The sequence below is a fragment of the Planococcus sp. BI3 genome (assembly GCF_056680115.1).
This window is the reverse complement of record NZ_CM155266.1, coordinates 423,668-447,224: the sequence shown is the minus strand read 5'-3', so window position 1 is coordinate 447,224 and position 23,557 is coordinate 423,668. Positions and strand designations below refer to the sequence as shown.

At 44.2% G+C, this 23,557-nt stretch carries 30 protein-coding genes and 1 pseudogene; 13 read left to right on the top strand and 18 right to left on the bottom strand.

Annotation, left to right across the window (positions count from 1 at the left end; genetic code table 11):
- Positions 1-299 precede the first annotated feature (299 nt).
- From AC1MEO_RS02275 to AC1MEO_RS02260, 4 genes are all read left to right on the top strand, one after another.
- On the top strand, positions 300-509 hold the full coding sequence (locus AC1MEO_RS02275; RefSeq protein ID WP_480334020.1) for a heavy-metal-associated domain-containing protein: 210 nt from the start codon (positions 300-302) through the stop codon (positions 507-509).
- Positions 510-727: 218 nt separating this feature from the next.
- On the top strand, positions 728-1,213 hold the full coding sequence (locus AC1MEO_RS02270) for a flavodoxin domain-containing protein (protein WP_480334019.1): 486 nt from the start codon (positions 728-730) through the stop codon (positions 1,211-1,213).
- A gap of 33 nt (positions 1,214-1,246) precedes the next feature.
- A complete protein-coding gene (locus AC1MEO_RS02265) occupies positions 1,247-1,426 on the top strand; it encodes a hypothetical protein (protein ID WP_480334018.1) in 180 nt (59 codons plus the stop codon).
- Positions 1,423-1,788, top strand: a complete 366-nt coding sequence (locus AC1MEO_RS02260) for a hypothetical protein (protein ID WP_480334017.1) — start codon at positions 1,423-1,425, stop codon at positions 1,786-1,788. Before AC1MEO_RS02265 ends, AC1MEO_RS02260 begins: the two co-directional genes overlap by 4 nt.
- 92 nt (positions 1,789-1,880) lie before the next feature.
- On the opposite strand, the gene AC1MEO_RS02255 is transcribed toward AC1MEO_RS02260, so the two are convergent.
- Positions 1,881-2,357, bottom strand: a complete 477-nt coding sequence (locus tag AC1MEO_RS02255) for an immunoglobulin-like domain-containing protein (RefSeq protein ID WP_480334015.1) — start codon at positions 2,355-2,357, stop codon at positions 1,881-1,883.
- A 168-nt stretch (positions 2,358-2,525) separates the two neighbouring features.
- On the opposite strand from AC1MEO_RS02255, the gene AC1MEO_RS02250 reads away from it, so the two are divergent.
- Positions 2,526-3,104: a TetR/AcrR family transcriptional regulator gene (locus tag AC1MEO_RS02250; protein ID WP_480334014.1), complete on the top strand. Its 579-nt coding sequence runs from the start codon at positions 2,526-2,528 to the stop codon at positions 3,102-3,104.
- 126 nt (positions 3,105-3,230) lie between these two features.
- A complete protein-coding gene (locus AC1MEO_RS02245) occupies positions 3,231-4,430 on the top strand; it encodes an MFS transporter (protein WP_480334013.1) in 1,200 nt (399 codons plus the stop codon).
- A 91-nt stretch (positions 4,431-4,521) separates the two neighbouring features.
- Here AC1MEO_RS02245 and AC1MEO_RS02240 read toward each other — a convergent pair whose 3' ends face one another.
- The gene (locus AC1MEO_RS02240) at positions 4,522-5,220 is read right to left on the bottom strand and encodes a Na-translocating system protein MpsC family protein (RefSeq protein WP_480334011.1); all 699 of its coding nucleotides are present in this window, start codon (positions 5,218-5,220) and stop codon (positions 4,522-4,524) included.
- Positions 5,221-5,662: 442 nt separating this feature from the next.
- Between AC1MEO_RS02240 and AC1MEO_RS02235 the strand changes: the two genes are divergently transcribed.
- Positions 5,663-6,187, top strand: a complete 525-nt coding sequence (locus AC1MEO_RS02235) for an N-acetyltransferase family protein (RefSeq protein WP_480334009.1) — start codon at positions 5,663-5,665, stop codon at positions 6,185-6,187.
- Positions 6,188-6,356: 169 nt separating this feature from the next.
- Here the strand turns inward: AC1MEO_RS02235 and AC1MEO_RS02230 are convergent, their stop codons facing one another.
- Together AC1MEO_RS02230 and AC1MEO_RS02225 are read right to left on the bottom strand one after the other, a co-directional pair.
- Complete coding sequence (locus AC1MEO_RS02230) at positions 6,357-6,737, bottom strand: VOC family protein (protein WP_480336006.1); 381 nt, start codon at positions 6,735-6,737, stop codon at positions 6,357-6,359.
- A gap of 52 nt (positions 6,738-6,789) precedes the next feature.
- Positions 6,790-7,060 (bottom strand): annotated as a pseudogene (locus AC1MEO_RS02225) (ArsR/SmtB family transcription factor).
- Between the two features lie 443 nt (positions 7,061-7,503).
- On the opposite strand from AC1MEO_RS02225, the gene AC1MEO_RS02220 reads away from it, so the two are divergent.
- From AC1MEO_RS02220 to AC1MEO_RS02205, 4 genes are read left to right on the top strand one after another with little or no spacing between them, the layout of a single operon-like run.
- Positions 7,504-8,556 (top strand): iron-siderophore ABC transporter substrate-binding protein, encoded by a 1,053-nt coding sequence (locus AC1MEO_RS02220; RefSeq protein WP_480334007.1) that lies wholly within the window; start codon positions 7,504-7,506, stop codon positions 8,554-8,556.
- Positions 8,549-9,589, top strand: coding sequence for a FecCD family ABC transporter permease (locus AC1MEO_RS02215; RefSeq protein WP_480334006.1), 1,041 nt, complete (start codon positions 8,549-8,551; stop codon positions 9,587-9,589). The genes AC1MEO_RS02220 and AC1MEO_RS02215 overlap by 8 nt, the downstream gene beginning before the upstream one ends.
- Positions 9,586-10,617, top strand: a complete 1,032-nt coding sequence (locus AC1MEO_RS02210) for a FecCD family ABC transporter permease (protein ID WP_480334005.1) — start codon at positions 9,586-9,588, stop codon at positions 10,615-10,617. Before AC1MEO_RS02215 ends, AC1MEO_RS02210 begins: the two co-directional genes overlap by 4 nt.
- Complete coding sequence (locus AC1MEO_RS02205; protein WP_480334004.1) at positions 10,617-11,438, top strand: ABC transporter ATP-binding protein; 822 nt, start codon at positions 10,617-10,619, stop codon at positions 11,436-11,438. Before AC1MEO_RS02210 ends, AC1MEO_RS02205 begins: the two co-directional genes overlap by 1 nt.
- A gap of 171 nt (positions 11,439-11,609) precedes the next feature.
- Here AC1MEO_RS02205 and AC1MEO_RS02200 read toward each other — a convergent pair whose 3' ends face one another.
- From AC1MEO_RS02200 to AC1MEO_RS02185, 4 genes are all read right to left on the bottom strand, one after another.
- Positions 11,610-12,500 (bottom strand): peptidase MA family metallohydrolase, encoded by an 891-nt coding sequence (locus AC1MEO_RS02200; RefSeq protein ID WP_480334003.1) that lies wholly within the window; start codon positions 12,498-12,500, stop codon positions 11,610-11,612.
- A gap of 95 nt (positions 12,501-12,595) precedes the next feature.
- The gene (locus tag AC1MEO_RS02195; protein ID WP_480334001.1) at positions 12,596-13,843 is read right to left on the bottom strand and encodes an MFS transporter; all 1,248 of its coding nucleotides are present in this window, start codon (positions 13,841-13,843) and stop codon (positions 12,596-12,598) included.
- A 75-nt stretch (positions 13,844-13,918) separates the two neighbouring features.
- Positions 13,919-14,329, bottom strand: a complete 411-nt coding sequence (locus AC1MEO_RS02190) for an HIT family protein (protein ID WP_480334000.1) — start codon at positions 14,327-14,329, stop codon at positions 13,919-13,921.
- Positions 14,330-14,479: 150 nt separating this feature from the next.
- Positions 14,480-14,878, bottom strand: coding sequence for an NUDIX hydrolase (locus tag AC1MEO_RS02185; RefSeq protein ID WP_480333999.1), 399 nt, complete (start codon positions 14,876-14,878; stop codon positions 14,480-14,482).
- A gap of 118 nt (positions 14,879-14,996) precedes the next feature.
- On the opposite strand from AC1MEO_RS02185, the gene AC1MEO_RS02180 reads away from it, so the two are divergent.
- Positions 14,997-15,206 (top strand): hypothetical protein, encoded by a 210-nt coding sequence (locus tag AC1MEO_RS02180; RefSeq protein ID WP_480333997.1) that lies wholly within the window; start codon positions 14,997-14,999, stop codon positions 15,204-15,206.
- Between the two features lie 10 nt (positions 15,207-15,216).
- On the opposite strand, the gene AC1MEO_RS02175 is transcribed toward AC1MEO_RS02180, so the two are convergent.
- The 9 genes from AC1MEO_RS02175 to AC1MEO_RS02135 form a co-directional block, all read right to left on the bottom strand.
- On the bottom strand, positions 15,217-15,399 hold the full coding sequence (locus AC1MEO_RS02175) for a hypothetical protein (RefSeq protein ID WP_480333996.1): 183 nt from the start codon (positions 15,397-15,399) through the stop codon (positions 15,217-15,219).
- A gap of 137 nt (positions 15,400-15,536) precedes the next feature.
- A complete protein-coding gene (locus AC1MEO_RS02170) occupies positions 15,537-16,022 on the bottom strand; it encodes a hypothetical protein (protein ID WP_480333995.1) in 486 nt (161 codons plus the stop codon).
- A gap of 151 nt (positions 16,023-16,173) precedes the next feature.
- Complete coding sequence (locus AC1MEO_RS02165; protein WP_480333994.1) at positions 16,174-16,623, bottom strand: hypothetical protein; 450 nt, start codon at positions 16,621-16,623, stop codon at positions 16,174-16,176.
- Positions 16,624-16,876: 253 nt separating this feature from the next.
- Complete coding sequence (locus AC1MEO_RS02160) at positions 16,877-18,265, bottom strand: M1 family metallopeptidase (protein ID WP_480333993.1); 1,389 nt, start codon at positions 18,263-18,265, stop codon at positions 16,877-16,879.
- A gap of 336 nt (positions 18,266-18,601) precedes the next feature.
- Positions 18,602-19,195 carry a class I SAM-dependent methyltransferase gene (locus AC1MEO_RS02155; RefSeq protein ID WP_480333992.1) on the bottom strand — a complete coding sequence of 198 codons (594 nt, stop codon included), beginning with the start codon at positions 19,193-19,195 and terminating at the stop codon, positions 18,602-18,604.
- A gap of 400 nt (positions 19,196-19,595) precedes the next feature.
- Positions 19,596-20,498, bottom strand: a complete 903-nt coding sequence (locus AC1MEO_RS02150) for an NAD(P)/FAD-dependent oxidoreductase (RefSeq protein WP_480333990.1) — start codon at positions 20,496-20,498, stop codon at positions 19,596-19,598.
- 24 nt (positions 20,499-20,522) lie between these two features.
- On the bottom strand, positions 20,523-20,945 hold the full coding sequence (locus AC1MEO_RS02145) for an RrF2 family transcriptional regulator (protein ID WP_480333989.1): 423 nt from the start codon (positions 20,943-20,945) through the stop codon (positions 20,523-20,525).
- Positions 20,946-21,146: 201 nt separating this feature from the next.
- On the bottom strand, positions 21,147-21,362 hold the full coding sequence (locus tag AC1MEO_RS02140; RefSeq protein ID WP_480333988.1) for a hypothetical protein: 216 nt from the start codon (positions 21,360-21,362) through the stop codon (positions 21,147-21,149).
- 210 nt (positions 21,363-21,572) lie between these two features.
- Entirely contained in the window at positions 21,573-21,878 is a 306-nt protein-coding gene (locus AC1MEO_RS02135; RefSeq protein WP_480333987.1) for a hypothetical protein, read from the bottom strand.
- A 246-nt stretch (positions 21,879-22,124) separates the two neighbouring features.
- Between AC1MEO_RS02135 and AC1MEO_RS02130 the strand changes: the two genes are divergently transcribed.
- Entirely contained in the window at positions 22,125-22,400 is a 276-nt protein-coding gene (locus tag AC1MEO_RS02130; RefSeq protein WP_480333986.1) for a hypothetical protein, read from the top strand.
- Positions 22,401-22,490: 90 nt separating this feature from the next.
- On the opposite strand, the gene AC1MEO_RS02125 is transcribed toward AC1MEO_RS02130, so the two are convergent.
- Positions 22,491-23,198, bottom strand: a complete 708-nt coding sequence (locus AC1MEO_RS02125; RefSeq protein WP_480333985.1) for a DNA alkylation repair protein — start codon at positions 23,196-23,198, stop codon at positions 22,491-22,493.
- Positions 23,199-23,557 lie beyond the last annotated feature (359 nt).

The window sequence follows — 23,557 nt, the reverse complement described above, 5'->3', positions numbered from 1 at the left end:
CATGAATGTGTAAAGTGTTGACTGAACTTTTTGCGGATAAGGTTTTTCTTTATACTTCTATACTAAATCGAGCGGCGTTTTGATAAATTGACCCCCATCAAGTAACTGCCGAATCATCAGAAGAATTTATTCCTTCCTTATTAGTGCCAAGAATTTCGGAGGCGGCCTACCATTCTTCCAGTGAGGCTTTGCATGGCAATGGATTGCCGATTAGTTGTTTGCCGGGACTTGATGCAGGTCAATGAACAGTTTGTCTGGTGAATCTATACTGGAAGTAGAAAGAGAAAGGAGCAGTTCAAATGACTGTAATTAAATTTCAATTGGAGCCCTTGACTTGTCCTTCATGCATCAAAAAAATTGAAGGAAAAGTCGGGAAAATGGATGGCGTGGAGGAAGTGAAAGTGCTATTCAATTCCAGTAAAGTAAAAGTAAATTATGATGAAGAGCAGGTAGCACCGGAAGAATTGAAGTCCGTTATTGAGAAACTTGGCTATCCAGTCGTTGCCTGATATTTCCGGTCCATTGATTGAGAAAAGGAAACCGGCCAAAAAATGCAAATCTTTTTGCCGGTTTTTAATTTGTCCATCAATTTCGAACTTCTTAAAACAGCAGCGCATTCGATAAAAAATAACGGATTTCACTCCAGACTTGATGTGTGTCAATTTTTTTCCTAGAGCTTTTCGATAAACTAGCGTTAGAAAGCAAGTCAGAATCAGGAGTGGTCGTTATGATACATGTGCTTATCCTTTATGCGAGTTCAACAGGAAATACAGAAGAAATAGCTGAATTATTGGAGCAGTACCTGGATTCCGAGCTCTATGCAGTAAGCCTGGAAAATATCGAAATGGGTAGACTGGATCCCCAGCTTCTGCTTCAGTATGACGGCATTCTATTCGGCACCTATACGTATGATGATGGAGACCTTCCATTTGAAACAGAACTATTTTGCGACACGCTGCGGACCATCGATTTGACCGGTAAAGTGGTTGGAGTTTTCGGTTCAGGCGACACTGCCTACGATGGATTTTGTTCAGCAGTTGACTTGATGAAAGTTGAGTTTGAAAAGCAGAACGCCCGAGTCATCCAACATTCGGTCAAAGTGGACCTGGCGCCTGATGAGGATGAAGAGCTGCTATCCATCAAAAAACTGGCGGAGCAATTCCAACAAACCATCATAAACCCCGGCACCACGAATGAAGCCGGGCAATGTTAAGTTATAACCACATTAAACGAGGAGGAACCACCCATGAAAAAGCAGCAAACAATCGATTGTGATTGCATTGAAGAAATAGACCGTATGATTGACGAAGGACTAAGCGGCGGGACAGTAGATCCGAAGTATACAGAAGCTCATCTGAAACTGAAAGAAAAATACCAGGCCCCGTCTCTAGTTGATCCGTCCGAGGAAGGAGGAGAAATCAAATGAATGCAGTTCAGTTCATTTCTCCTCTTTCTACAGATTTTTCCTTCACTTCCCTGATGCAGGAACATAGTGCATTTTTGATCATCGGCATTTTGATCCTTTTCGTCTCGGTGGTGTTGCGTGCTGGAAAAATCGTTATCGCCCAGGCTGTCCTGCTTTCTCTTTTCTTCATCATCACTGAAAGCTTTGCAAATCCACTTTACTTGGCACTGGTCATCTTACAGGTGCTGTTCGGCATTTGGATGATCTGGAAATTAAAAATCGCCATCGACACAAGCTTTTATCGGCATACTGAAAAAACACATTTACGCCCGACTAACATTACAAAAGGCGGCAATGCAGGAACAGGCCCTATCCTTTATTAAAGGAGCCTGTTGCCTGCCAAGCTCAATCCATTAAAAAACGTCTCCCCCTTGCCTTCTCTGGCATTGGGTAGACGTTTTTTTAATGGCTGTGATTATTTCACATCAAAAGGAGACGCTATCGAGATTTCGAAAAAAGGTTCTTCCTGTGATAAAAAAGTTTTGACGATCCGGTATTCGCCTGGAGCCAATTCAATTCCCAATTCCTCAATGGAAAAATCCATATTCGTTTCCCCTCCCGCCGCCAACACATGGCCAAAGTCATTTAAATGCGGATTATTTATGAATACTGCGTCAGAATGGGTCAGGATATGCCACCCGCTTTTTCGCTTTAATTCAATATAGAAGTATTCCCCGAAACCAAAATCCTGCATGCTGTCATTCTTGATCGTCGTTGCGATAACAGAAGGCGATCCCACGAAGCTATGCTCTTCAAGAAGCAGCGACAAGCCGGCTTTGCTGGAGGCCAATTCCTGGTCCGGCGATGGATTTGCTATGGTCGCTACGGAAGAATCTTTGCCGCAAGCTGCAAGGAAGACTAGAATCAATAGAAATAACATAAATTTCCTCATAAACTCACCTCTCTTCCCCAAGCATAGCCCTTAGGCAGCCTAAATGCCTTGACACATGTCAAGACTGAACACATCTGTTTGATGAACGCAAAATTTTTAAGAACACAGGATTGACAAAAAAATTGGTGCGTGAGATTATATCCTAACGACCGTTAGGAAGGTGAAACGATGAAAGCTGATCTTATTCTTCAAACTGCCGTCAGCCATTTTGCAAAAGAAGGCTACGAAGGGGCTTCCCTCAGCAAAATCGCCGAGGAGGTGGGCATTAAGAAACCATCGATCTATGCGCATTACAAAGGAAAAGACGACTTATTCTTATCTGCGCTACAGTATTCGCTCCGGACACAAAAAGCTCATTTGGCTGTTTATTTTAATGCCATGAAAAATAAGCCGATGGAGTCGATTTTATACGGTTATTTTGAATGGTTCGCCAAAGAAAGCCAGGACAGCGAACGGATGAAATTCATCCTGAGAGTCGCTTATTTCCCGCCACTCAAACTGGAACAAGAAGTCAGTGGATTATTCAATCCTTTTTTTGATAGCATGCATCGCCATTTAACGCGCCTGCTTCGGGAAAGCCAGCGGCAGGAAACAGCCTTGCATTCGGCTGATTTTTCAAATGCGGCTTTGGCCTATTTGACTGTTGCAGAAGGAACGATGACCGAACTCGTCTATAGCGGCGTGGACAGGTATGAAAAGCGCCTCCAGGCAATTTGGCCAATCTTTTGGCGCGGCTTAAGCCAATAAACCGGGGATCTTGACCATCGCAGCAGTTCCTGAAGCGACTGCTCTTATTCCCTCCTTACGAACCTTTTTCTTTCTAACCAAATACTTTCTGTCCAACCGGCACGAACATTCTAAGGAGACCATCGCATGAAAACAAATAAATTAGTTCTTTCCACTTTGTTGCTCAATCTGTTTATCGCATTTTTAGGAATCGGCCTCGTCATTCCAGTCACACCAACCATCATGAACGAATTAGGCATTTCGGGTACGGTGGTCGGCTACATGGTCTCTGCTTTCGCTTTAGCTCAGCTCATTGTCTCACCTATCGCCGGACGATGGGTCGATAACATTGGACGCAAGCCGATGATCATCATCGGACTGCTTATTTTCAGTATTTCCGAATTCCTGTTCGGCATCGGCGAAACGGTGGAAGTCCTGTTTCTTTCACGGATTCTCGGAGGCGTCAGTGCTGCTTTCATCATGCCGGCTGTCACTGCTTATATCGCGGACATCACAACCAGCAGTACGCGGCCGAAAGCTTTGGGCTATATGTCCGCAGCCATCTCCACAGGGTTCATCATCGGACCGGGAATCGGCGGTTTCCTGGCTGACATCAGCACACGGCTTCCCTTTTTCTTCGCGGCCGGCTTCGGCTTGTTTGCGACGATTCTGTCGCTCATCACTTTAAAAGAGCCGGAACGGATCTATGTAGTGGAGGATAAGCATCAGCCAATCCCTAAATCCGGATTCAAAAAGATTTTTTCACCGATGTATTTCATTGCATTCATGGTCATCCTTATTTCATCATTCGGACTGGCTGCCTTTGAATCCCTGTTTGCATTATTTGTGGACCATAAGTTCGGGTTTACCGCGATGGACATCGCCATTGTCATCTCACTCGGCGCCATCGTCGGAGTCATTTTCCAGGTCGGCTTATTCAATCGGCTGACTCAATGGCTCGGCGAAATCCGGTTGATCCGCTACAGCCTGCTGGTGTCCACCATTCTGGTATTCATCATGACGCTCGTCAACAGCTATTGGTCGATCTTGCTGGTGACGATGGTGGTATTTGTCGGCTTTGACCTGATGCGTCCCGCCGTCACCACTTACCTGTCGCGGATTGCCGGAAATGAGCAGGGATTTGCCGGAGGCATGAATTCCATGTTCACGAGCATCGGCAATATTTTTGGTCCGATCATCGGCGGCATGTTGTTTGACATTGACTTGAACTACCCGTTCTATTTCGCCACCATCGTATTGGGGATCGGAATCGCCTTAACGTATGTATGGAAGAGCCCATCTATTGGAGAAGGTACAGAAACCAGTAAACCTGTTGAAGTTTCCTGAAACAAGAAACGGAACACCGAATAAAAAGCAGGCCAACTTGAGAAATTCAAGCTGGCCTGCTTTTTTTAGTTTTCAACTGACATATCTATTTTTATGAATGCCGCTTTTCCAACAAAATAACCATATAACTGATTTCCTTCTGAAAGTTCCAATCCACAAAGAGATCGGTCACTCGGCCATTCAGCAGGGTTTCCAGGTTGAACAATTGAATGATCCGGTGCTCCAGCGGCCGTTTGGCCAAGCGTAAATGTTCGGCCGCCCCGTTCTGAACCAACTGTTTTTCGATATCGATGAGGATGCCGATGCGTTCAACCAAAAGAACTTGATCACTCAACCAATAAAAATTCGTTTTATCCGGTATTCTTTGGGTGCGCATACTATCCAGCAGAATAATTTCCCGCAGGATTTCCTGGTCGACTTCCTGCGGCCAAAGAAACTCTTCCTGCAGACTGTCCTTTTCCATGGTCGCAATCAACATGCCGCTCTTCTTGGGCAGATTCCAGTCAGCGTATAAATCATCCAATTTCCCGTCGCTGTATTCCTCCAGCCCTGTCAATAACTCCTCTTTTACAGAATCCATCAGCAAATCCCTTATTTCCAAAACTTTAATCCATTGCCCTTTTTCTACAAACATTTTCTCAGTCGGCAATAAAAAGCCGGTCAGATGAATCAAGAGGAAGGGATGGCGAAATATGACTTTTACCTGCTCAGGTTTTTCCCCGAAATTCTCCTCCAGAAATTTTTCCATGTACTTGGAGATAAGTTCTTCGACATGCTGCTCACGAGACATGCTAAACACTCCTCTTTTTAAAAACATATGGAAATCATTTAGTTATTGGATCTATACCAACTCTCTTACGTCTATAAAATAACGCCCAAAAGAATGGTCTATTCTTTTGGGCGTTATTGCCAGCACCATTGTCTGGAATACTCGGCCGCTTCAGCTATTTTTTTTAGTGCACTACCTATTGTATCTGCGTTTACTTAATTTTATCGCTATTCCTCTTTTGCGTAAAGAAAGTCGTCCTTTAAACTTCCTTTTACAGCATTTTTGTTCTGGGCGATGGATGGCAGACAGCTTCAACTCAATAGTTATCCGATGAAAAGAGCACTATATCCGAGTTGGAATCAGCCAAGAAATTTTACCGTTGATCAGATTAAAAATGCCTTCCATATGTTACGATCATTGAAATGAAGCAGATCCTACTACACACAGCGGATGGGGTGGACAAATGCGAATAAGAAAAGCTGAATATGGCGATGCTTCCGGTATCGCCAAAGTGCATGTCGATAGTTGGAAAACTACATACGAGGGCATCATGCCTGCTGCATTTCTCAAGGGTTTATCTTACGGAAAACGGACAGATTTGTGGAAGGATAATATTGCTGTGAAAGAAGATTATATTGTGGTTGCAGTAACGGATGAAGGAACAATCATCGGTTTTGGCACTGCTTCAAAAAGAGCCTCGAACCTAGTGGAACGCTCAGGCGATTTGACTTCCATTTACCTGCTCGAAGAATACCAGGGACAGGGCATCGGAAAAATGCTGCTGAACGAATTATTCCTGCATTTCAAGCAACTGGATTACGAGAGGATCTTTGTGGAGGTGCTAGAGGCGAATGAAACCAGGTATTTTTATGAACACTTTGGTGCAGAACTCATAAAAACCGTTGAGATTAATATAGCTGGAAATCTCTTAAAAGAATTGGTGTACGAGTGGAAAAATATTGACGCCGTACTCGATAAAACGGTTTAACAAACGACAAAAACCCCCCCTTCAGCTACAGGATGGGGGTTTTTGTTTATACCCCTGCAATTACAGCATTTGCGCAATCTGAATCAGATTAGATCTAATCTAATAGATTTTACTGTCCAAGTTGAACTAAATACTGTCCACAGGCAAAAAACTCTCCGAGATTACATATTTACGATCTTTGAAACTCCCTTGAGAAGACAGCTCCGTACTCATTTAAAACAGCAACTTCGATATTGCCTAACTCTGTCGGCTCTATAGTGAAATTTACACATTTGCCCAGCAATCGCTCATACTCTTTCTCCACATCGTGAACTCCGAACATTGTCGCCGGAATGCCTTCCGCAAATATCTTCTGCTGGTATTCTTTGGCTGCAGGATGATTATTCGGTTCAAGGACAAGCTCCGTCCCTTGTTGGTTGTCTGGAGACACAAACGTGATCCACCTGAATGCCCCCATCGGGATATCGTTCTTTTTGATAAAGCCGAGTTTTTCCGAATAAAATTTCAAGGTCTGGTCCTGATCTTCGACGAATAGACTGGTTACTATAATGTTCCTCCTGTTTTGCCTCCTTCTCCTGAACAAATGATTCCGCTTCCGCAACTTACTCAAGCCAATCCCCGAACAAATTTTTTAACGGCGCTTGATTAAAAGTCAGTACCCGGCATTTCCCCTTTCTTGTTGATTTCACCAGCTCTGCTCCATCCAACAAGGATAAATGTTTAGCGATTGCCTGCCGTGAAATGCCAAGATTGTGTTCGGCGATTAAACGAATCGTCAGTTCGTATAAAGTCATTTCGTTGCGTTCGGATAATTCGTCCAGCATTAACCGTCGAACCGTTGAGCGCTTTAAATACCGCGTCTTTATTCTCCATACATTTTATTATATGCAACTTTTTGGTCGCTTCTCAAGTGATTGTGCAAAGTCATTACTCCAGTAAAATTTGCACTGTCATGGTTTTGGACGTCTTATAAAAACAGAAAAAGACCAGATTTGCGGGCACACCCGTTTGACAAATCACACGAGCGACAACTCTGAATCATAGCTTTCCGTATAATTTTCCACTACTTAGGAAAATAACCACAAAAAGTCTATTGACACCGGACTAAAAGAACTATAGATTATATTAAGTGAGAATGATAATTATTATCAATTAAGGAGGAGCGCTTGATTCTACTACAAAACTTCTTTTATGTTTCAAAAATAATTTCATGCAGAAAAGCGTAGGCATTATCCATGCACCGTTTTAGTCACCATGCCCGCAAATAAATGTAAAAACACCACAAAAAATCGAACGATGAAAAGGATGAATTTAACATGACGATCATACATAAAAAGAAACTGCCGACTTTTTTGCTTTCTACACTTGCAGCCATGGTTTTAGCAGGTTGTTCAAGCCAGGACACCCCTTCATCAACTGAAGCTGAAACAGCTGGATCTTCAGATACCGCTGCGGAATACCCCGTTGTCATCGAGCATGCGTTCGGCGAAACGGAAATTACAGAGAAGCCTGAACGTGTTGCGACCATCCAATGGGCAAATCATGATGTTGCATTGGCACTCGGCACTGTTCCGGTAGGATTTTCTGCAGCGAACTACGGTGTCGAAGATGGCAGCGGACTTTTGCCGTGGACAGCCGAAAAACTGGAAGAACTCGGTGAAACCGATCCAAACATATTCCAGGATACGGATGGCCTTGATTTTGAAGCCATTTCCGATTCAGATCCAGATGTTATTTTAGCAGGCTATTCCGGCATCACTCAGGAAGATTACGATATTTTAACTGAAATTGCGCCCGTTGTGGCATATGAAGATGCGCCATGGGCTACGACATGGCGTGACCAAATCACCTTGAATTCAACGGGTATGGGCATGAAAGAAGAAGGCGAACAACTGATTGAAGATACGGAAAAGCTGATTGAAGACAGCGCTGATGAGTACCCCGAATTGAAAGGCAAAACAGTGGCCTGGGTCAATTTCTCAGCAAACGATATGTCTAAACTTCACCTCTATACACCAGCTGATCCACGCGGTGCTTTTCTGATCGAGCTGGGCATGGAATATCCGGCAAGCATCACCGACCAGATTACAGATCCGACAAGCTATTCACTATCACTAAGCACGGAAAATGCTGACGTCCTGAATGACGCCGATGTCCTGATTGGCTACGGTGACGAGAGCCTGTATGAAGCTGTCAAAGCGGATCCATTGCTTGGCGAAATCCCGGCAATCAAGAGAGGGTCTGTAGTATTTATTGGAGACAATACGCCTTTAGCTGCTTCTGGAAATCCAAATCCACTTTCCATCGCTTATACGTTGGATGAGTATCTTGAATTGATTGGCGGAGCCGTCAGCAAAATAGATGAATAGCACCGCCCTTTCAGGCATTAAAGAGTCACGTCTCCACGTTCCAAAGCATTTCACTAAAATGCTGTTGATCTCTTTGCTGCTGCTTGCTCTTTGTGCCGTGGCATCTCTTGCATTCGGATCACGAATTGTCGGCGTGTCCCATGTCATGGATGGCCTATTCCATGCAGAGGTAAATTCCTATGAAGCAAATATCGTCCGCAAGCGCATTTCCCGTACGGTGTTTAGCCTCATGTGCGGTGCAGCACTCGGCGTATCGGGCGCCCTTATGCAGGCCGTCACACGCAACCCGATTGCCGATCCCAGCATATTGGGCGTAAATACAGGCGCTTCCCTGTTCGTTGTCTGTGGAATTGCGTTCCTGAATATCAGCACGGCAAATGAATATATTGTACTGGCCTTAATTGGAGCGGCGCTGACCGCCCTCTTTGTATTTGGCATCGGCTCAATGGGGCGAAGCGGCGCTACGCCGCTCAAACTTGTCCTGGCAGGAGCCGCAACAAGTGCAGCTCTTTCTTCATTGGTGATGGCCATCATGATTCCCCGGTCCCATGTCATGGACCAATTCAGATTTTGGCAAGTTGGAAGTGTGGGCTCAGGAAACTGGAGCTCCATTTCCACGTTTTTGCCCTTTTTGATCATCGGTATCATCATTGCCATCTCTACTGCCCCAGCTTTGAACGCTTTGGCTTTAGGAGATGAGGTTGCCAGCGGACTTGGTGTCCGGACAGGGGTATTGAGGCTGGTTGCGGCTCTTGGCGCGGTTCTTTTATGTGGTGCCGCCACCGCCCTTGCCGGTCCGATCGGCTTTATCGGGCTCTTATCGACTCACGTCATGCGGCTTATTTTAGGGCCGGACCTGCGTTTTGTCATTCCGATGTCGGCCGTGGCAGGCGCCATCATTTTGACACTCTCCGATGTCAGCGGACGCATCATCGGCAGTCCCGGCGAACTTGAAGTCGGGGTTGTCACCGCCTTTATAGGTGCTCCGATCCTAATCCTGCTGACGATGAAATCGAAGGTTCGGTCTCTATGAGAAATGAAGCCATCGAATTTATCCAAACAGGCAGGCGCCAGCGATACCGCCGCTGGCTATTGGTTACCTTTTCCATGGCCGCATTGGCAGTCGCTCTTTGTCTGGCCATGTTATGGATGGGCAATACCATCTATCCATTGATGGACGTCATCCGGGTCCTTTCCGGAGAACAGATCCAAGGGGCATACTTCGCCATTTCGACTATCCGCTTGCCCCGAATGCTGGCTGGGCTATTCGCAGGGTTTGCTTTCGGCATCGCTGGCCACACGTTTCAAACAATGCTGCGCAACCCACTGGCAAATCCGAATGTCATCGGCATTACGACCGGTTCGAGCGCCGCTGCTGTTTTTTGCATCGTTATCCTCCACACAAGTGGGACGATCGTCTCCATCGCTTCTATAGTTGCTGGCCTTGCAACTATTATGCTGATTTACTTCCTATCCAGAGGAAGGTCGTTCTCCATCGGAAGGCTGATCCTGATCGGCATTGGCATACAGGCGATGTTGAATGCATTGATTTCTTACATGCTATTGATCGGGGCTGAACAGGATCTTCCCGCAGCATTCAGATGGCTTAGCGGCAGCTTGAACGGTTCACAAATGAGCGAACTGCCGCCTTTGATCTTGTCCGTCGCCATATTTGCGCCGATCATTCTGCTTCTTGGTAGACACCTGAGCCTATTGGAGCTTGGCGAGCAATCGGCTACTTCTCTTGGGATCAGCACCGACAAAACGAGAGTCGTACTGATATTTAGTTCCGTCATCATGATTGCGCTTGCGACCGCTACTACCGGTCCAATAGCCTTTGTTTCATTCCTTGCCGGTCCGATTGCTAAAAGATTGGTCGGAGCCAGCTTCTCAAGTGCACTCCCTGCTGGCCTTGTCGGCGTCAATTTAGTTTTACTGGCCGATTTGATCGGACAATTCGCCTTTGTGGCCAGATATCCTGTAGGAATTATCACGGGTATTCTCGGTGCACCGTATCTGATTTATCTGCTGATCCGCATGAATCAAAAAGGAGAGTTATGATGAAACAAACACACCTTTTCCAAGCTGAAGATATCGTTTCGGGTTATGACAACAAAGCCGTCATCCAAGGTGTCAGCCTTACCATTCCGAGCAATAAAATCAGCGTCATCATCGGGGCGAATGCCTGTGGAAAGTCTACGCTTCTGAAGACTTTGGCTAAGCTCATCAAACCGACATCCGGAACAGTCACACTTGACGGCAAACCCATCAGCAAGATACCACCAAAGCAATTGGCACGGGTTCTCGGGCTATTGCCGCAATCCCCAATTGTGCCGGAAGGTATTTCTGTTGCCGACTTAGTTGGACGCGGCAGGTTTCCGCATCAATCCCTGTTCAGCGGCTGGACAAAAAAAGATTACGAAGCGGTCGCTGAAGCAATGCGGATCATGGATATCACAGAATTGGCAAACAGCAACATCGATGAACTGTCCGGCGGTCAACGGCAGCGCGTCTGGATTGCCATGGCACTGGCGCAGCAAACGGATATTTTGTTTTTGGATGAACCGACAACCTTTTTGGATATCACTTATCAGATTGAAATTCTTGATCTGCTAACGGACCTGAACCGAAAGCGTGGAACGACGATTGTCATGGTTCTTCATGACATCAACCTGTCCGCCCGTTATGCCGACTATATTTTTGGTCTTCGAAAAGGCAAGATGATTGTTGAAGGAGCGCCTTCAGAAGTTATCACCAGCCCGTTGGTCAAGGATATTTTCGGTCTTGATTGCGTCGTGATCAAAGATCCGGTCTCCGGCTCGCCTTTTGCAGTTCCAAAAGGACGCTATCATACAAATCATGAACTTTCTGCGAGTTTGTAAAGAAGGTCTCTTTGAACGAACAATCCCCGCCTGGGACACTAACGTGTGCCAGGCGGGGATTGTTCGTTAGTTTAACACTGCATACTTGACTCAGCGACAGCCGCTCTTTGTGGACATACCGACAAATGCTGGCCCTCTAGATAATATGCAAAGCAGCCGGTTCATTTCCTGTCAATTTTCATAAGCCTTCAAGAAACTATTTTCCAACTCCGTGATCGTTAAGCCCGTAACCTGCTCCAAACTCTTTTCGAAGTTTTTTGTTTCTTCTACTGAATCCATAAGTTGAGAAATGACTTTTTCACCGAATTCACCAGTCAGGTATTCAACCGCAAAATAACTTTGCAGATAAACATCCGTGGCTGCTGAAAATCGGGCTGCCTGCCATTGTTCTACAGTAGCCAATTGTTTAAATGCTACTTTTTCAAAATGGGGAAATGGGACTTCATGCTGATCATTTCCTATGTATTCAGCTAGCCCCTCCCCGAACCAATGGGGATATAATGCCGCATCTCCTCCTTTACGGGAAAACACGTAATGGGTGTATTCGTGAAGAATCATTTGCTGAAAATTATATAAAGCCATTTCATCTCTTTTAAGGATAAGTTCCTTATCGCGATAGCTAATCGCTAATACTTTCTGCAGATCCGTATAATATCCGCCCACTTGCTCAAGACCTGAGAATTCGGTTAAATCCTTTGTTTCTTCAAAGACAATAAAGTCCATGGATTTCGGTTTCGTTTCGCCAAAGATTTCTTTATTTCTTTTTATAGCCCAGTCTATTGTTTCTTTAGTCAATGGCAATAGCTCGGCAAATTCGTCTTCATAATAAATGGAAATGTGATGATGATCCGTAGTTAAATAGGAATCTTTAATCTGCTTTTCAATCTTCCCATCAGCATTAAAGTTTAAAATGGCTTTCACAGATTGAAAATAGGTGAATTCAGCATCTGTTTCTTCTGCTATCGCTTTATGAAAAAGAAGACTTCCCCCCAGAAAGAGTAAAAACACGAACGTTACCAATATCGATGAAATTAATATGAAGATTTTTGTTATTTTTTTCATGATTTCCCCTTTTCTAGTTCGAGGTGAATGTCCAACCCATGCATGCAACCCCTAAATTTCCCATGCCAATTCCACATTAGAGACAGATTTACTGTTTAAACCCGTTCTTCTTTTACTTCGTTGCCACTCTCTTCCCCATACCACAAAGAATACTTCGGGTTCAGTACAGCTGCAGCGTACAAGAAAGCCGTCACTGACATAAGCACTGCAAGTGAGCTGATCGTCAGCTCAAGTGAAACAAAATCAGCCAATAATCCAATCACTAGGATGAAGAAGATCTGAAAAACACTTTGGACCAGTCCAAAGATACTCGTCACTCTGCCCATCACAGCAACGGGAACATTGTTTTGGTAAAAGGTCATGATGCCTGCATTCAAAAAGACATTAAAGAACCCGAGTATGACAAAGCCGACTGTAACCGAGGCGAATGACCAGGAAAACGCATAGATGACATAGCCTGCCGTCATCATCAGCAATCCAACGACAATCATGTATCGGATTGAGATTTTATTCGAAAACAACGAAAGCAAAAGGGCTCCGCTCACTGAACCGATACCTGTAATGCTGATCAGCAGTGTATATTCTACTTCCGTCAGGCCAATCACTTGCTGGGTAAAGACAACTTCCTGAACATCCATCGCAAAAGAAAAGAGCATCACAGCCAGAAAACCCAGATAGATGGCCGTAACGTATTTCCTGTCTGCCATAAAACCGTAAACCACTGTAAAGTCTTTCGCGATTTGAGCAGGCGTCAAAGCAGGAATATCCGCCTGATCAATTTTTTCCGTTTCAGGCAAAAAGATCAAGAGCAGCGCAGCAACCAGAAAGAATCCGGCGTTAAGCCACATCGTCACTGAGATATTGCTCAGTAAGATAAGCGCGCCTCCTATAGCCGGTCCGATGATAAAAGCTCCCGAAGACGTGAACGATCGCAACGAGTTGAATCGCTTACGCTTTTGCGGAGGGACCAGCATGGTGATATAGGTCATTGAAGCTGGGCCGAAAAAGGATTTGGCGACGCTGAGAACGACAAGTATTGCGTACACCGCTACAAGATTCGGCGCCAGGGGAATCAACGCGATAAACAGCGATCTTGCAATCAGGGTCGCCAAAACGATTTTTTTCTTGCTTCGATAATCGATGAAACTGCCGGTCCAAAACTTCGTCACGATATTGGTCAAGGGTCCGATTATCCAAAGGCCTGCCACAGCGGCAGCCGAACCGGTCATCTGGTAGACCATGATGTTAATCGCAACCAGGTAAATGAAATCCCCCACACTGGCGATCCCCAAAGAACCGAGGAGGATCGAAGGTGTTTTCCATTCTTTTAAATTTTGCTTCAAAGCAGTTCCCCCTATAGATACCTTGAAATTTCTTTGATGATCATTGTAAGAATAGACCGTCTAAGTTGTATTTGTTTAGAGCGTCTCCTTATTCCTTCTATTTTCGGGCTGCTTCAGCCAATGGCGCAGGCCTTTCCCTGCCAAAGGCTCATCGTTATACCGGGGAATCACATGAAAATGGGCGTGGCTGACCGACTGATTTGAAGCCGCGCCTACATTCCATCCCAGCGTATAGCCATCCGGTGAAAATTTGTTGTCCAAGTATTCGCGGGCCAGCTTTAGCAAGTCGTATGTATCGCTCCACTCCTCTTTTGTTAAATCAAACGTGAGGGGACGATGCTGCTTTGGAACAATCACACCACTTCCCTCCAGCACGCCCTGTTCTTTCGCATGCTGCAGAAAATAGCAGCTCCTATTCTCCAATACAATCTTTTGGTCAGGATCTTTATCAGGATGACAAAATGGACAATTCGTTTCGTTAGACATGATTTACCAACCTTTCTGATTCTTTTATTTCCACTTGGACTGTGAATTTAAAGTTCGTCAAGTTAACGTTCAGCTTCTGAAAAATCCCTTTCAACAGGAGAGAGAAGCATCTCCAAATCTTCCGGATAATCATGGTGCATCGTTAAAATATCAGCAGCCGAACAGAGCCTGTATTTTTCTAGCTACTTCCGTTGGTTTTATATCAAATGCGTTTAACTTGCTTATATCTGCCCACACAGGTAAATACGTGCCCCTGTTTCTGCTATCGTCATTAAATTCTTCACCATTCCCCGAACCAAACTCACCGTCTATTATTGTGGCGAGAAAAAAATACTGGGTTTCATGAAACTCGATCTTCTCAAAACATTCCTGAATTTCTATATCAAGCTCGGTTTCTTCCAAAACTTCTCTTTTCGCTGTAATTTCCGGGGTTTCGCCATCTTCTATTCCACCACCTGGAAAAACATAATAGGTGTTTCCATTTCTCACTCGTTTAATGAGACCTAATTTACTGTCTTTTATCAATACCACTGCACTGCGATCCCTCATCGTTCACCTGCCTTCATCATTTCCCAATTCGCCTAATTATTGTATACTCTGGTGATAAGAGTACTGCCTTAATAAGAAAAATTTTCAAAAGAGTCTTATTTACAGGGGGAGAAAATCTGTGAAAAATCAATTCGAATTGAGTTGGAAGAACAAAGAAGTGAGAATGTGGATTTACATCATGATTCCCACCGCGGTTGTCGGGTTTTCTATTCTAATTTTTGCAGATTACGTTTATCAACCTATTGCTTCATTGGTTATTTTGAGCGCCTGGACTGTTTTTTATGTTTGGCGTCTGCAATACAGAAAGAAAAAGACAGACTCAAATTAACGAGTCCATCCTAGAACGGCAAGCTTTGAAAAAGCGAAAGGGTGATGATGAATGCCGATAGGGTCCCGGCAGACAACAAGGTCAACATCTTCGGCCACTGGATCTCTTTCGTTGGTTTTGCCGCTTCTTTGGAAACGGCTATCCAGATTGCAATAGAAACTAATGCAATGATTCCGATCACTTCATTGGACATATTAGACCACTCCTTTATATACACAGTTAAATTTTAACATATATAGTTGCTAATCTCCTCTATTCTTTCGGCGTTTTTCTTCAATCGTTTTCATGCCCGTCAATCCTAAAAGCCCGGAAACTGCCACTATGAATACTTCATTCTTTCTTCGGTCTATCCCTTATCAAACTCCAAACCAAACCTGTGAGAAAACAAGCCATCACCACCAAGAGGAAAGTCAGCGGATTAAAGAAAATGTGATTGGAAAAGATAGTGAACAGGGAAAAATCTTCTGGATTGTCGAAAGCGTCTTTCGTTTCGACGATGTAGGTACGTAAATCGTTGGCTTTTTTGAATGTATAGGCAGAGACGGTGGCCACATAAACAGAGCTGATCAAAATCCCCAGCCAACTACTTCTCGCAGTGAACCACTTGCTGGCAATCCGCATCGACAATTCGATTGTGCCATACAAAAAATACAGGATGAATGGCATCAGAAAAAAAGGAATGACCAAAGTCGGATTGCCATTGCCGCCTCCGAAGCCGTCATTTTTTACGGGTTCACTCAACGCATTCATTCCATAAAAAGCAGCAAGAGTAAGGATGGCGGAAAGCCCATACAACAACATCAGCAGTTTGTGCATATTGTTCCTCCCACCTAATACAGCTTTTTGTCTATATGGTTATATTTTCCATTTCTTCAAAAATTCCTTCCTGTTCTGATTGCAGGAGACTTAATTGCATAAAAAAAAGAAGCGCATCCCAACGCTGCTTCTCGCTCATTGTGCCAATCCATTAAATTGCGCTCCGGGTGCTTATTGCTTTTAAAGCACCCTCCGACTTCAGTAACCTGTTTGCGGCAAAAAATAAGAGTACGGCTGGAACCAAAGTGAATAGCGACAAGAGACCAGCCAGCGCGAAGAATACGGCCGCAATTGATGGAAAAGTCGACATCATCACCAAACCGAACAAGCTGAAGAATATGGCGAAGACAATCATATAAAAAGGATACCTCAGAACCTCTTCGGCAAACAGAAGCGCCTCAGACGCAAATTGATCAGCTGAAACTGTAGCTTCTCCTCTGCTCATTTCCAGTTGCACTTTGGGATCGTTTTGGAACATTTCGACCAACTTATCATGGACCCATGGATTTTTTTCTAATGAGTTCATAAATAACGCCGAGCCAACCAAAAGAGCCAGCAACAGAATGATGGATAATGAAACCAATTTTTGTGTAGATTGCATACGGTACCTCCTACTGGCTAGTTAAGTCTTTGATCATACAAGCATAACCGGTTTTAACTTAGAAATAATCGGCCTGAGGGGTGCTTAGAACTAAGACTTTAGATGTAGAGTTTAAGTGTCATCTCTAGCAGGGCTGGTACTTGTATGGTCCACATTAATACTGGCTCCGAATTTTTCGCAAGCGGACTGGTTTTTTTTCGAAAAAATAAAAAAAGGAGAAGCACAAGTGCAGCTTCTCCTTTTACCTACTATTTCATTTCAACCAGCTATCCAGAAACTCACTTTGGTCCTCTTCAAAATAATCTTCAAAAAATACTTTGAACTCTTCTGTGTCCACTTGCTCGAATTGATATTCTGCGTAATAGGCTGATAAAAATTCGAGAGCTGTCTCAGTTCCATTCATACTGTCAAAATAGTCCTTCAGCAGCATCGGAACCTTGCCATAGATGGTGGAGTAATAGGCTTCCTCTTTGAATTTATCGAGCGGCAGATTCACGTAGGTTTCTGGCGGGTAGTACTCTTGAGCCATTTGCGCGCTCCAGAATCCGTATTCATCGTCATCATAATAGTCGCTTAGGAAAAGCGAACTTGTGAATTCCGTCAGCCCCTCATCCAGCCAAGCTTCCTCGTACGGATCATTCGTCACCAGGAAGTAAAACCATTGATGGGCGATTTCATGCACAAGTACGGACTCCTGGGATTCTTCGTCCGCTGCCACTTCGATAATATTCGGGTATTCCATGTAGCCGTCGTTCCCGATGATGTCCAGCTCGCCAAATGGATTATCGCCGATATGTTCTTCAAAATACACATAGGCATCCACTGCCAGTGCGGATGTCTCCTTCAGCATATTCGCTGAAAGCGGCGTAAACACCCGCAGGTTTGTCTCATTCGCTGCTACGGTTTCAAATTCCCATTCGCCGGGATCCATGATGGCCCAGTAAAAGTCTTTTATGTTGTCACCTTGCACAGTGCCGGTCGAAGCGGGCGTGATTTCTCCGTCATCTGCTGAACTGGCGACCAAATAGTCTTCGGGCAAGTCATAGCTTACGGTATAGTCCCCATAATCCGTATCGTAGGACTCGCCTTTTGAGTCATAGTCTTCAATATCCCATCCATTTTGGTAATGGCCGAGCATCGGATACCAATGAGCCAAATAAAAGTTGTTGTCTACTTGAGACAACCGCATACCGTTTTGCGGCAAAATCATTGAATACTCCACTTGAATAGTCACATTGGATGTCGGTTCGAGATCTGTATCCAACTCCACCAATAATTCATTATTGTCCAAGTTATAATCCGATTCTTCCCCGTCAACAGTCACCGCAGTTATTTCCAGCCATAGATCTTCATCTTGATATAAGGGCGTTTCTTCCGAATTCATTGCATTAGGAACCAAGTAAAAACCGATATCATCCCAAGTGTCCGATGAATAGTTCGTAACGTCGATGGAAGCCGCTATCTGAAATTCGTTTGTCTCATTCAGAGAAACCTCCAAGTCATAAATAGCATTTACTGCATCCTCTACTCTTTCGGATTCCTGAGGTCCGCAGTCTTCACAAAAGACAGTGGCCCTCAAAATCAGAAACCCGATTACTCCTATTGCCATGACCAATACTGCTGCCCATATTTTCAGCTTCATGGCACATCTCCCGTTTCTCTAAATGTTTTATAATGTCCTGCAGTTATTTCCGGCAGATCACCGCAAGAGATTATTCTCCCTAAATAGTACCATTTGTTCTTCTGCCTGGCTTGCAATATTTGCTTTTTTCGAATGTAATTTTCTATCCATACGAGAGTCTCAATCGTTTATTCACAGCTCTAGTCTATGAGGAAAAGATTATTCTTATACACAATAAAAAAGGGCAGAAATAGAAGCTGCCCTTTTCTTGTAAACTTCAACTGTAGATTTTCACGTCCCAATCAGATACTTTAAAGATATATGTTATCTCTAATTAAGATAAATAAAGGGTTCATTTCAAAGCGCTTGTTTTTGTGCAATCAAAACATACAAAGATTCAGCTGGAAAGAACTTTTCTGTCATATGCAGTCCTGCACGCTCTAGCTCCTGTTCCATACCAACTAAAGAAATTCTCGGAGCTTTATGTGCTGACTGCCCTTTCGGCTCCAATTCGATGACGACTACATAACCATCGTTTTTAAGTACATCTTTAAGCTGTGTCAAAGTCGCCGCCAACGGATGGATTTCATGCAATACCAAGGATGCGATCACCACATCGATCGATGCATCAGGTACCGGAATTCCTTTGTTGCCCCCCTGGATTGGAACGATGTTGGCGAGCTCTTCCTCAGCTGCTTTTTGGCTGATCATCTCCAGCATATCCGGATCGATATCGAGGGCAAACACTTGGCCATCCACTCTTTTCGCAGCAGGAATCGTAAAATAGCCCGTGCCCGCCCCAAAATCTAAAATATGATCGGTGCTCTTTAATGGAATCCTATTCAACAATTGCTCCGGTGAAAATTCGGCTTTTCTTTTTGCGCTCTCCAAGTAAGAAACTTTTCCGTGCTGATGAGCTGTCCCGTGGGATTTAACGTGTTCATTAGTCATTTTCTGATCTCCTTTTGATTTGCTGGTAAATGCTTTTGGTTTACTATAAGCTCTGTCGCTAAGGTGGACCGAATTCTTCTGGCACACTTTGATTCACACGATAAGCTGAGAAGACTACTCACCTTAGTGCCACACCTCGTCCTGAGCTGCACCGGCGCCGGAGAACTCTCAGAGATATGGAGCAAAACAGCGAAGACTCCTGCGGCTTAGCGATTCGACCGATACACCGCAGGGAGCGCAGCGGACGAGGAGGATTGGGCGGGAGCCCTTGGCAGCTGGCATCGCGACGTCCTGTCGCGCCACCTGCATGACCCGCATCCTGCGGGCCCGAAAGCGAAGCTGTTTTGCGGAGTATCGGCTAAAATATATCCTTAGTTCAACTTATATAGCCTACTTTTACTTATGCAAATCTTTCCTCCAACAACTCTCCATTCACGGCAATCCCAGCCATACTGCCTTCTGCAGCTGCGATGATCAATTGCGACGGACCGTCCATGACCGTATCTCCGCAGGCAAAGACTCCCTCTATATTGGTCCGCCCGAAACGATCGGCTTCCACTCCGCCCCGCTCGTTCAACGCACAGCCGAGTGATGACCCAATAGCAGAGGCCTGTATCCGCTGTGACGCTACAAATCCGCCTGTACGGAAGAGACGCTCGCCGCCAATAAACTCAATTGCCTCCAACTTACCGCTTGTCCCAATCAATGAGCGGATTTTTTTCTCATTGACCTGGATGCTGTTCTTTTCTAAAATCTCTTTTTCATCTGTTGAAAAGATCGGATTGCCGTTTGTACAGACAATTAAATCATCCGTCCAATTGGAAGCTACTTTGGCCATATGAAATGCGCCTGGGATTTCTGCAATAACTGCTAATGGCTGATCTCTAAGCTCCCATCCGTCGCAGAAAGGGCAACTGAACAAACTGCTCCCGTAAAACTCCTCCAACCGGTCGATGTTCGGGAGAATTTCTTTGAAGCCGGTTGCTATAATGATTTTTCGAGCTTTGTAGAAATCTCCGCTTTCTGTTTCGATATGGAACAGCTGCTGTTCTTTCCTTACATTCAAGACCCGCTGTTTTTCAATTTTGATGTCCGGATACTGATCCAGCTCGTCTTGGGCAATCCGTTTCAGCTCCTGCGGGTCTATCCCGTCGCGCGTTATGAACCCATGTGCTTCTGAAGTCACTGCATTACGTGGCTTATTGTCATCAAACAAGATGATCTTTCTTCTTGCTCTTCCGAGAACCAGTGAAGCATTCAACCCCGCTGGCCCGCCGCCAATTACAGCACAATCCAGTATCATGTCATCATCTTCTTCCTGAAATTTTTAATTGTTGCTTTCTTTTGCCTTGCTCACCTTTTCCATCTTTTTCACAATATCGATCAGCAGCCGATTCCGAAGCTCTTCTTTCATATGTTCTTCAGACTGCCTCATGACTTCTTCAATCAGACAGCCTTCGTGCCGATGGATAGAGCAATTAAACAAATTGGTGTCCCCTTCAATAGCTGTAATGACATCCAGAAATGAAATTTCATCTGGAGATTTAGAGATTTTGTATCCGCCTTTGGCACCCGGTGTGGATTCAATCAGTCCAGCTTTAGTTAGCTTGGTCAAGATTTTCGACAGATAAGTCGGTGACAGCTTTTGAAATTCCGCCAGTTCCTGAACCCCTATCGTACTGTCTTGGGGCAAGTGGATTAAATACACCATGGTATGCAGGGCGTAGTTCGTAGCGTTTGAATATTTCATAATGGCCCTCCTTTTCGCTTACAAAGATATTACAGACTCTTGTTATCTCTAATTAAATAAAATATAGCACCCACTTGAAAACAAGTCAATCCATTTCTCTCTATTTAACACGATCTACTCTTAACAGACAAAAAGTTTTTATAATAGCCAACTAAAAAAGCCCCGATTTCTGGGTTCAGAAATTGGGGCTTCGTTCATATCTTACTCGCCACGCGGCGCTTTTGGCGGCTGGCACACGTCACATTTACGCTGATTTTTCGTATTGAATTTCGTGAATGTCTTTTCGAAGTTATTGCCGCATGCACATTTAAACAGCAGCTTTTGAGAAAAACCGTGGTATTCCGTCGATAATAATTTACTGTCCGAATTTTTCTCGACAAATGCTTTGATTTCCTTAAAGTTCCATCGTTTATTCATTTTGTTACACCTCCATATTCTTTCGCTAAGCGGAGGCTTTTGGCATCCGTTCACATTGGACAATAGCAGTAATTGCCCTAAGTTCTTTATTATAACACGGGCTGGGCTCTTTATATAATAATAATCGTCTAACTCATACTCTTTCGCATGGATGCTGCAAAAATAAAAATGATAGTTTCCAAACGGATCTCTGTTCGGCAACAGCTTTTCTTATCCCCACCACATGGCCGTCACAAAAAATGCCCAGAGAGAAGCACTTGGAGCAATGATTGATAGTACCATCAAATAGATTTCCTTGTTGTCCGAAACAAATTCCTTCTTTTTGAACAAGAGAAAAATCAAAATCGCAGTCACTGCATATAGGGATATACCGATAATCGTTATTCCCGTCAGATAATAAATTGGCGCGATGGGCATGAAATATTCATTGAAAAAATAAGCCATTCCTTGCCCAAAAACACATAAAGTTGTTGCCAGCAAAAAACAGCCGACCAACCATCCCTGTAACTTCCTCATTCTGGCACCCCTGATCCATTATATAGCTCCGTTGTAATCTCTTTCCACTTTTAACATATGAGTATACAAGCAGGTATATTCCTATTGTTGACGAAATAGATATACCAACAGCTCTGTTAAATCTCTGATAGGTTATTGAATATGGGCATATGATTTAATAAAAAGAATGTATTTCTCAGCATTTGCTTTTCTACTTTATTTCTTCATGCTGATTACTATTCATCTCGATGAACTGGAGGTCTTGGTGTGATTTTAATTTTAGCCAGCTATATTGCACTGCTAAGTTTTTCTGTCAGCAAATTTGCCGGAAATAAGCGCCACCGGTGGATCCATTCCGGCTACATCACCACATTTTTGCTGCCTGTTTTAGTCTATGCTATTTTCCTTGGAATCATTGCTCCTATTGTAAAAGCTGGAATTGGGGTGAGCTTTTTCGGCTTACTTTTTGCCGTCGCTACATTAGTTACCGGATTCGTCTTTTTGTATATAGGATATGCATCGAAGAATCTTCGTGAGGAATAAAAAATCTTCCGTGATTGCCTTCCTTCGCGCTGCTCTAAAATGTTGGTATTTCGAAAGAGGGCCGGTCCATTGTGGACTGGCCCTCTTCTATTAACATCTGACATATCTTCGTTTGAATCCTACTCGCCCTTTTTCCACATCTTTTTGAATGCTTTCATAGGCGTTCAGGAAGCTAGGTTTTTTATTGTCCCGCTTCACTTCTACTACACCGACTTCTTTGGAAACTTCAATCGCTTTCTCAGTCAGCGGCACATAGGAAATCCCCACCGTATGGAGAAAATTATTCATGGCAGATTTCGCACGTTCAGGTGAATCGTGTATCGTATTTTTCACTTTATCGAGCATGGAGGAAATTTTGCTGTCAGAAAACTCATGGTCCTTCCGGTTCCCCAATAGCCAGCAGTAACAGCTCCAGCCGGCAGACATCTTCAACTCATCACCGCTCGCAATCCAATTATCCGCTACTTCCTGTGCTAGATCCGATTCGGAAAGGGTCACCGCCACCACATAATCCGACAGCATGTAAAAATATGCGCCATCGATCCAGCGGTCGAAATCTGCTGCGGTCATCGCTTTTGGATCTGCGATGACACCCGCAAAATACATCGCATCGTAATTACCGGTTGCATACAGCTGTTCAGCTAATGGCTGATCTTTTTTTATTTGCTTGGCCATCGGTTTCATGGCACCTGTAGCTACGCCGAAAACGGGTTCAACCGCGCCATTGGATACATATATTTTTTTCGTGCGTTCTTTTCCTAAGGCTTCTAGTTCCTGCATCACTGTTTCAAACTCCATCATTCAGCACCCTTTCTCGAGAAAAAATAACATCTTGCTTCATTAAAAACCATTTCAAATCCAATCTTTTCTAACGTAAGTGTACACTACTATTTTCTTTTTGGCTGTCCACAAAAAGAGGCGGTGCAATATGCTTGCACGAGGTCCTTTTCAAATTGATTTTACGGTCCTTGCCCAGAACTATTTTGGATGTCTTAAGTGAAATAAGGATACCCCAGCTATTCACGTTTTTCTCTTGATATAAATCATTTCTCTATAAAAAATCATGGGTCAGAAATCCTCTTCATGGTGACGAGAAGTTCTTTAGCCCTCAACATTTAATAGTGGTCACCAATATGCTAAAATGAGGAATGGTGCTA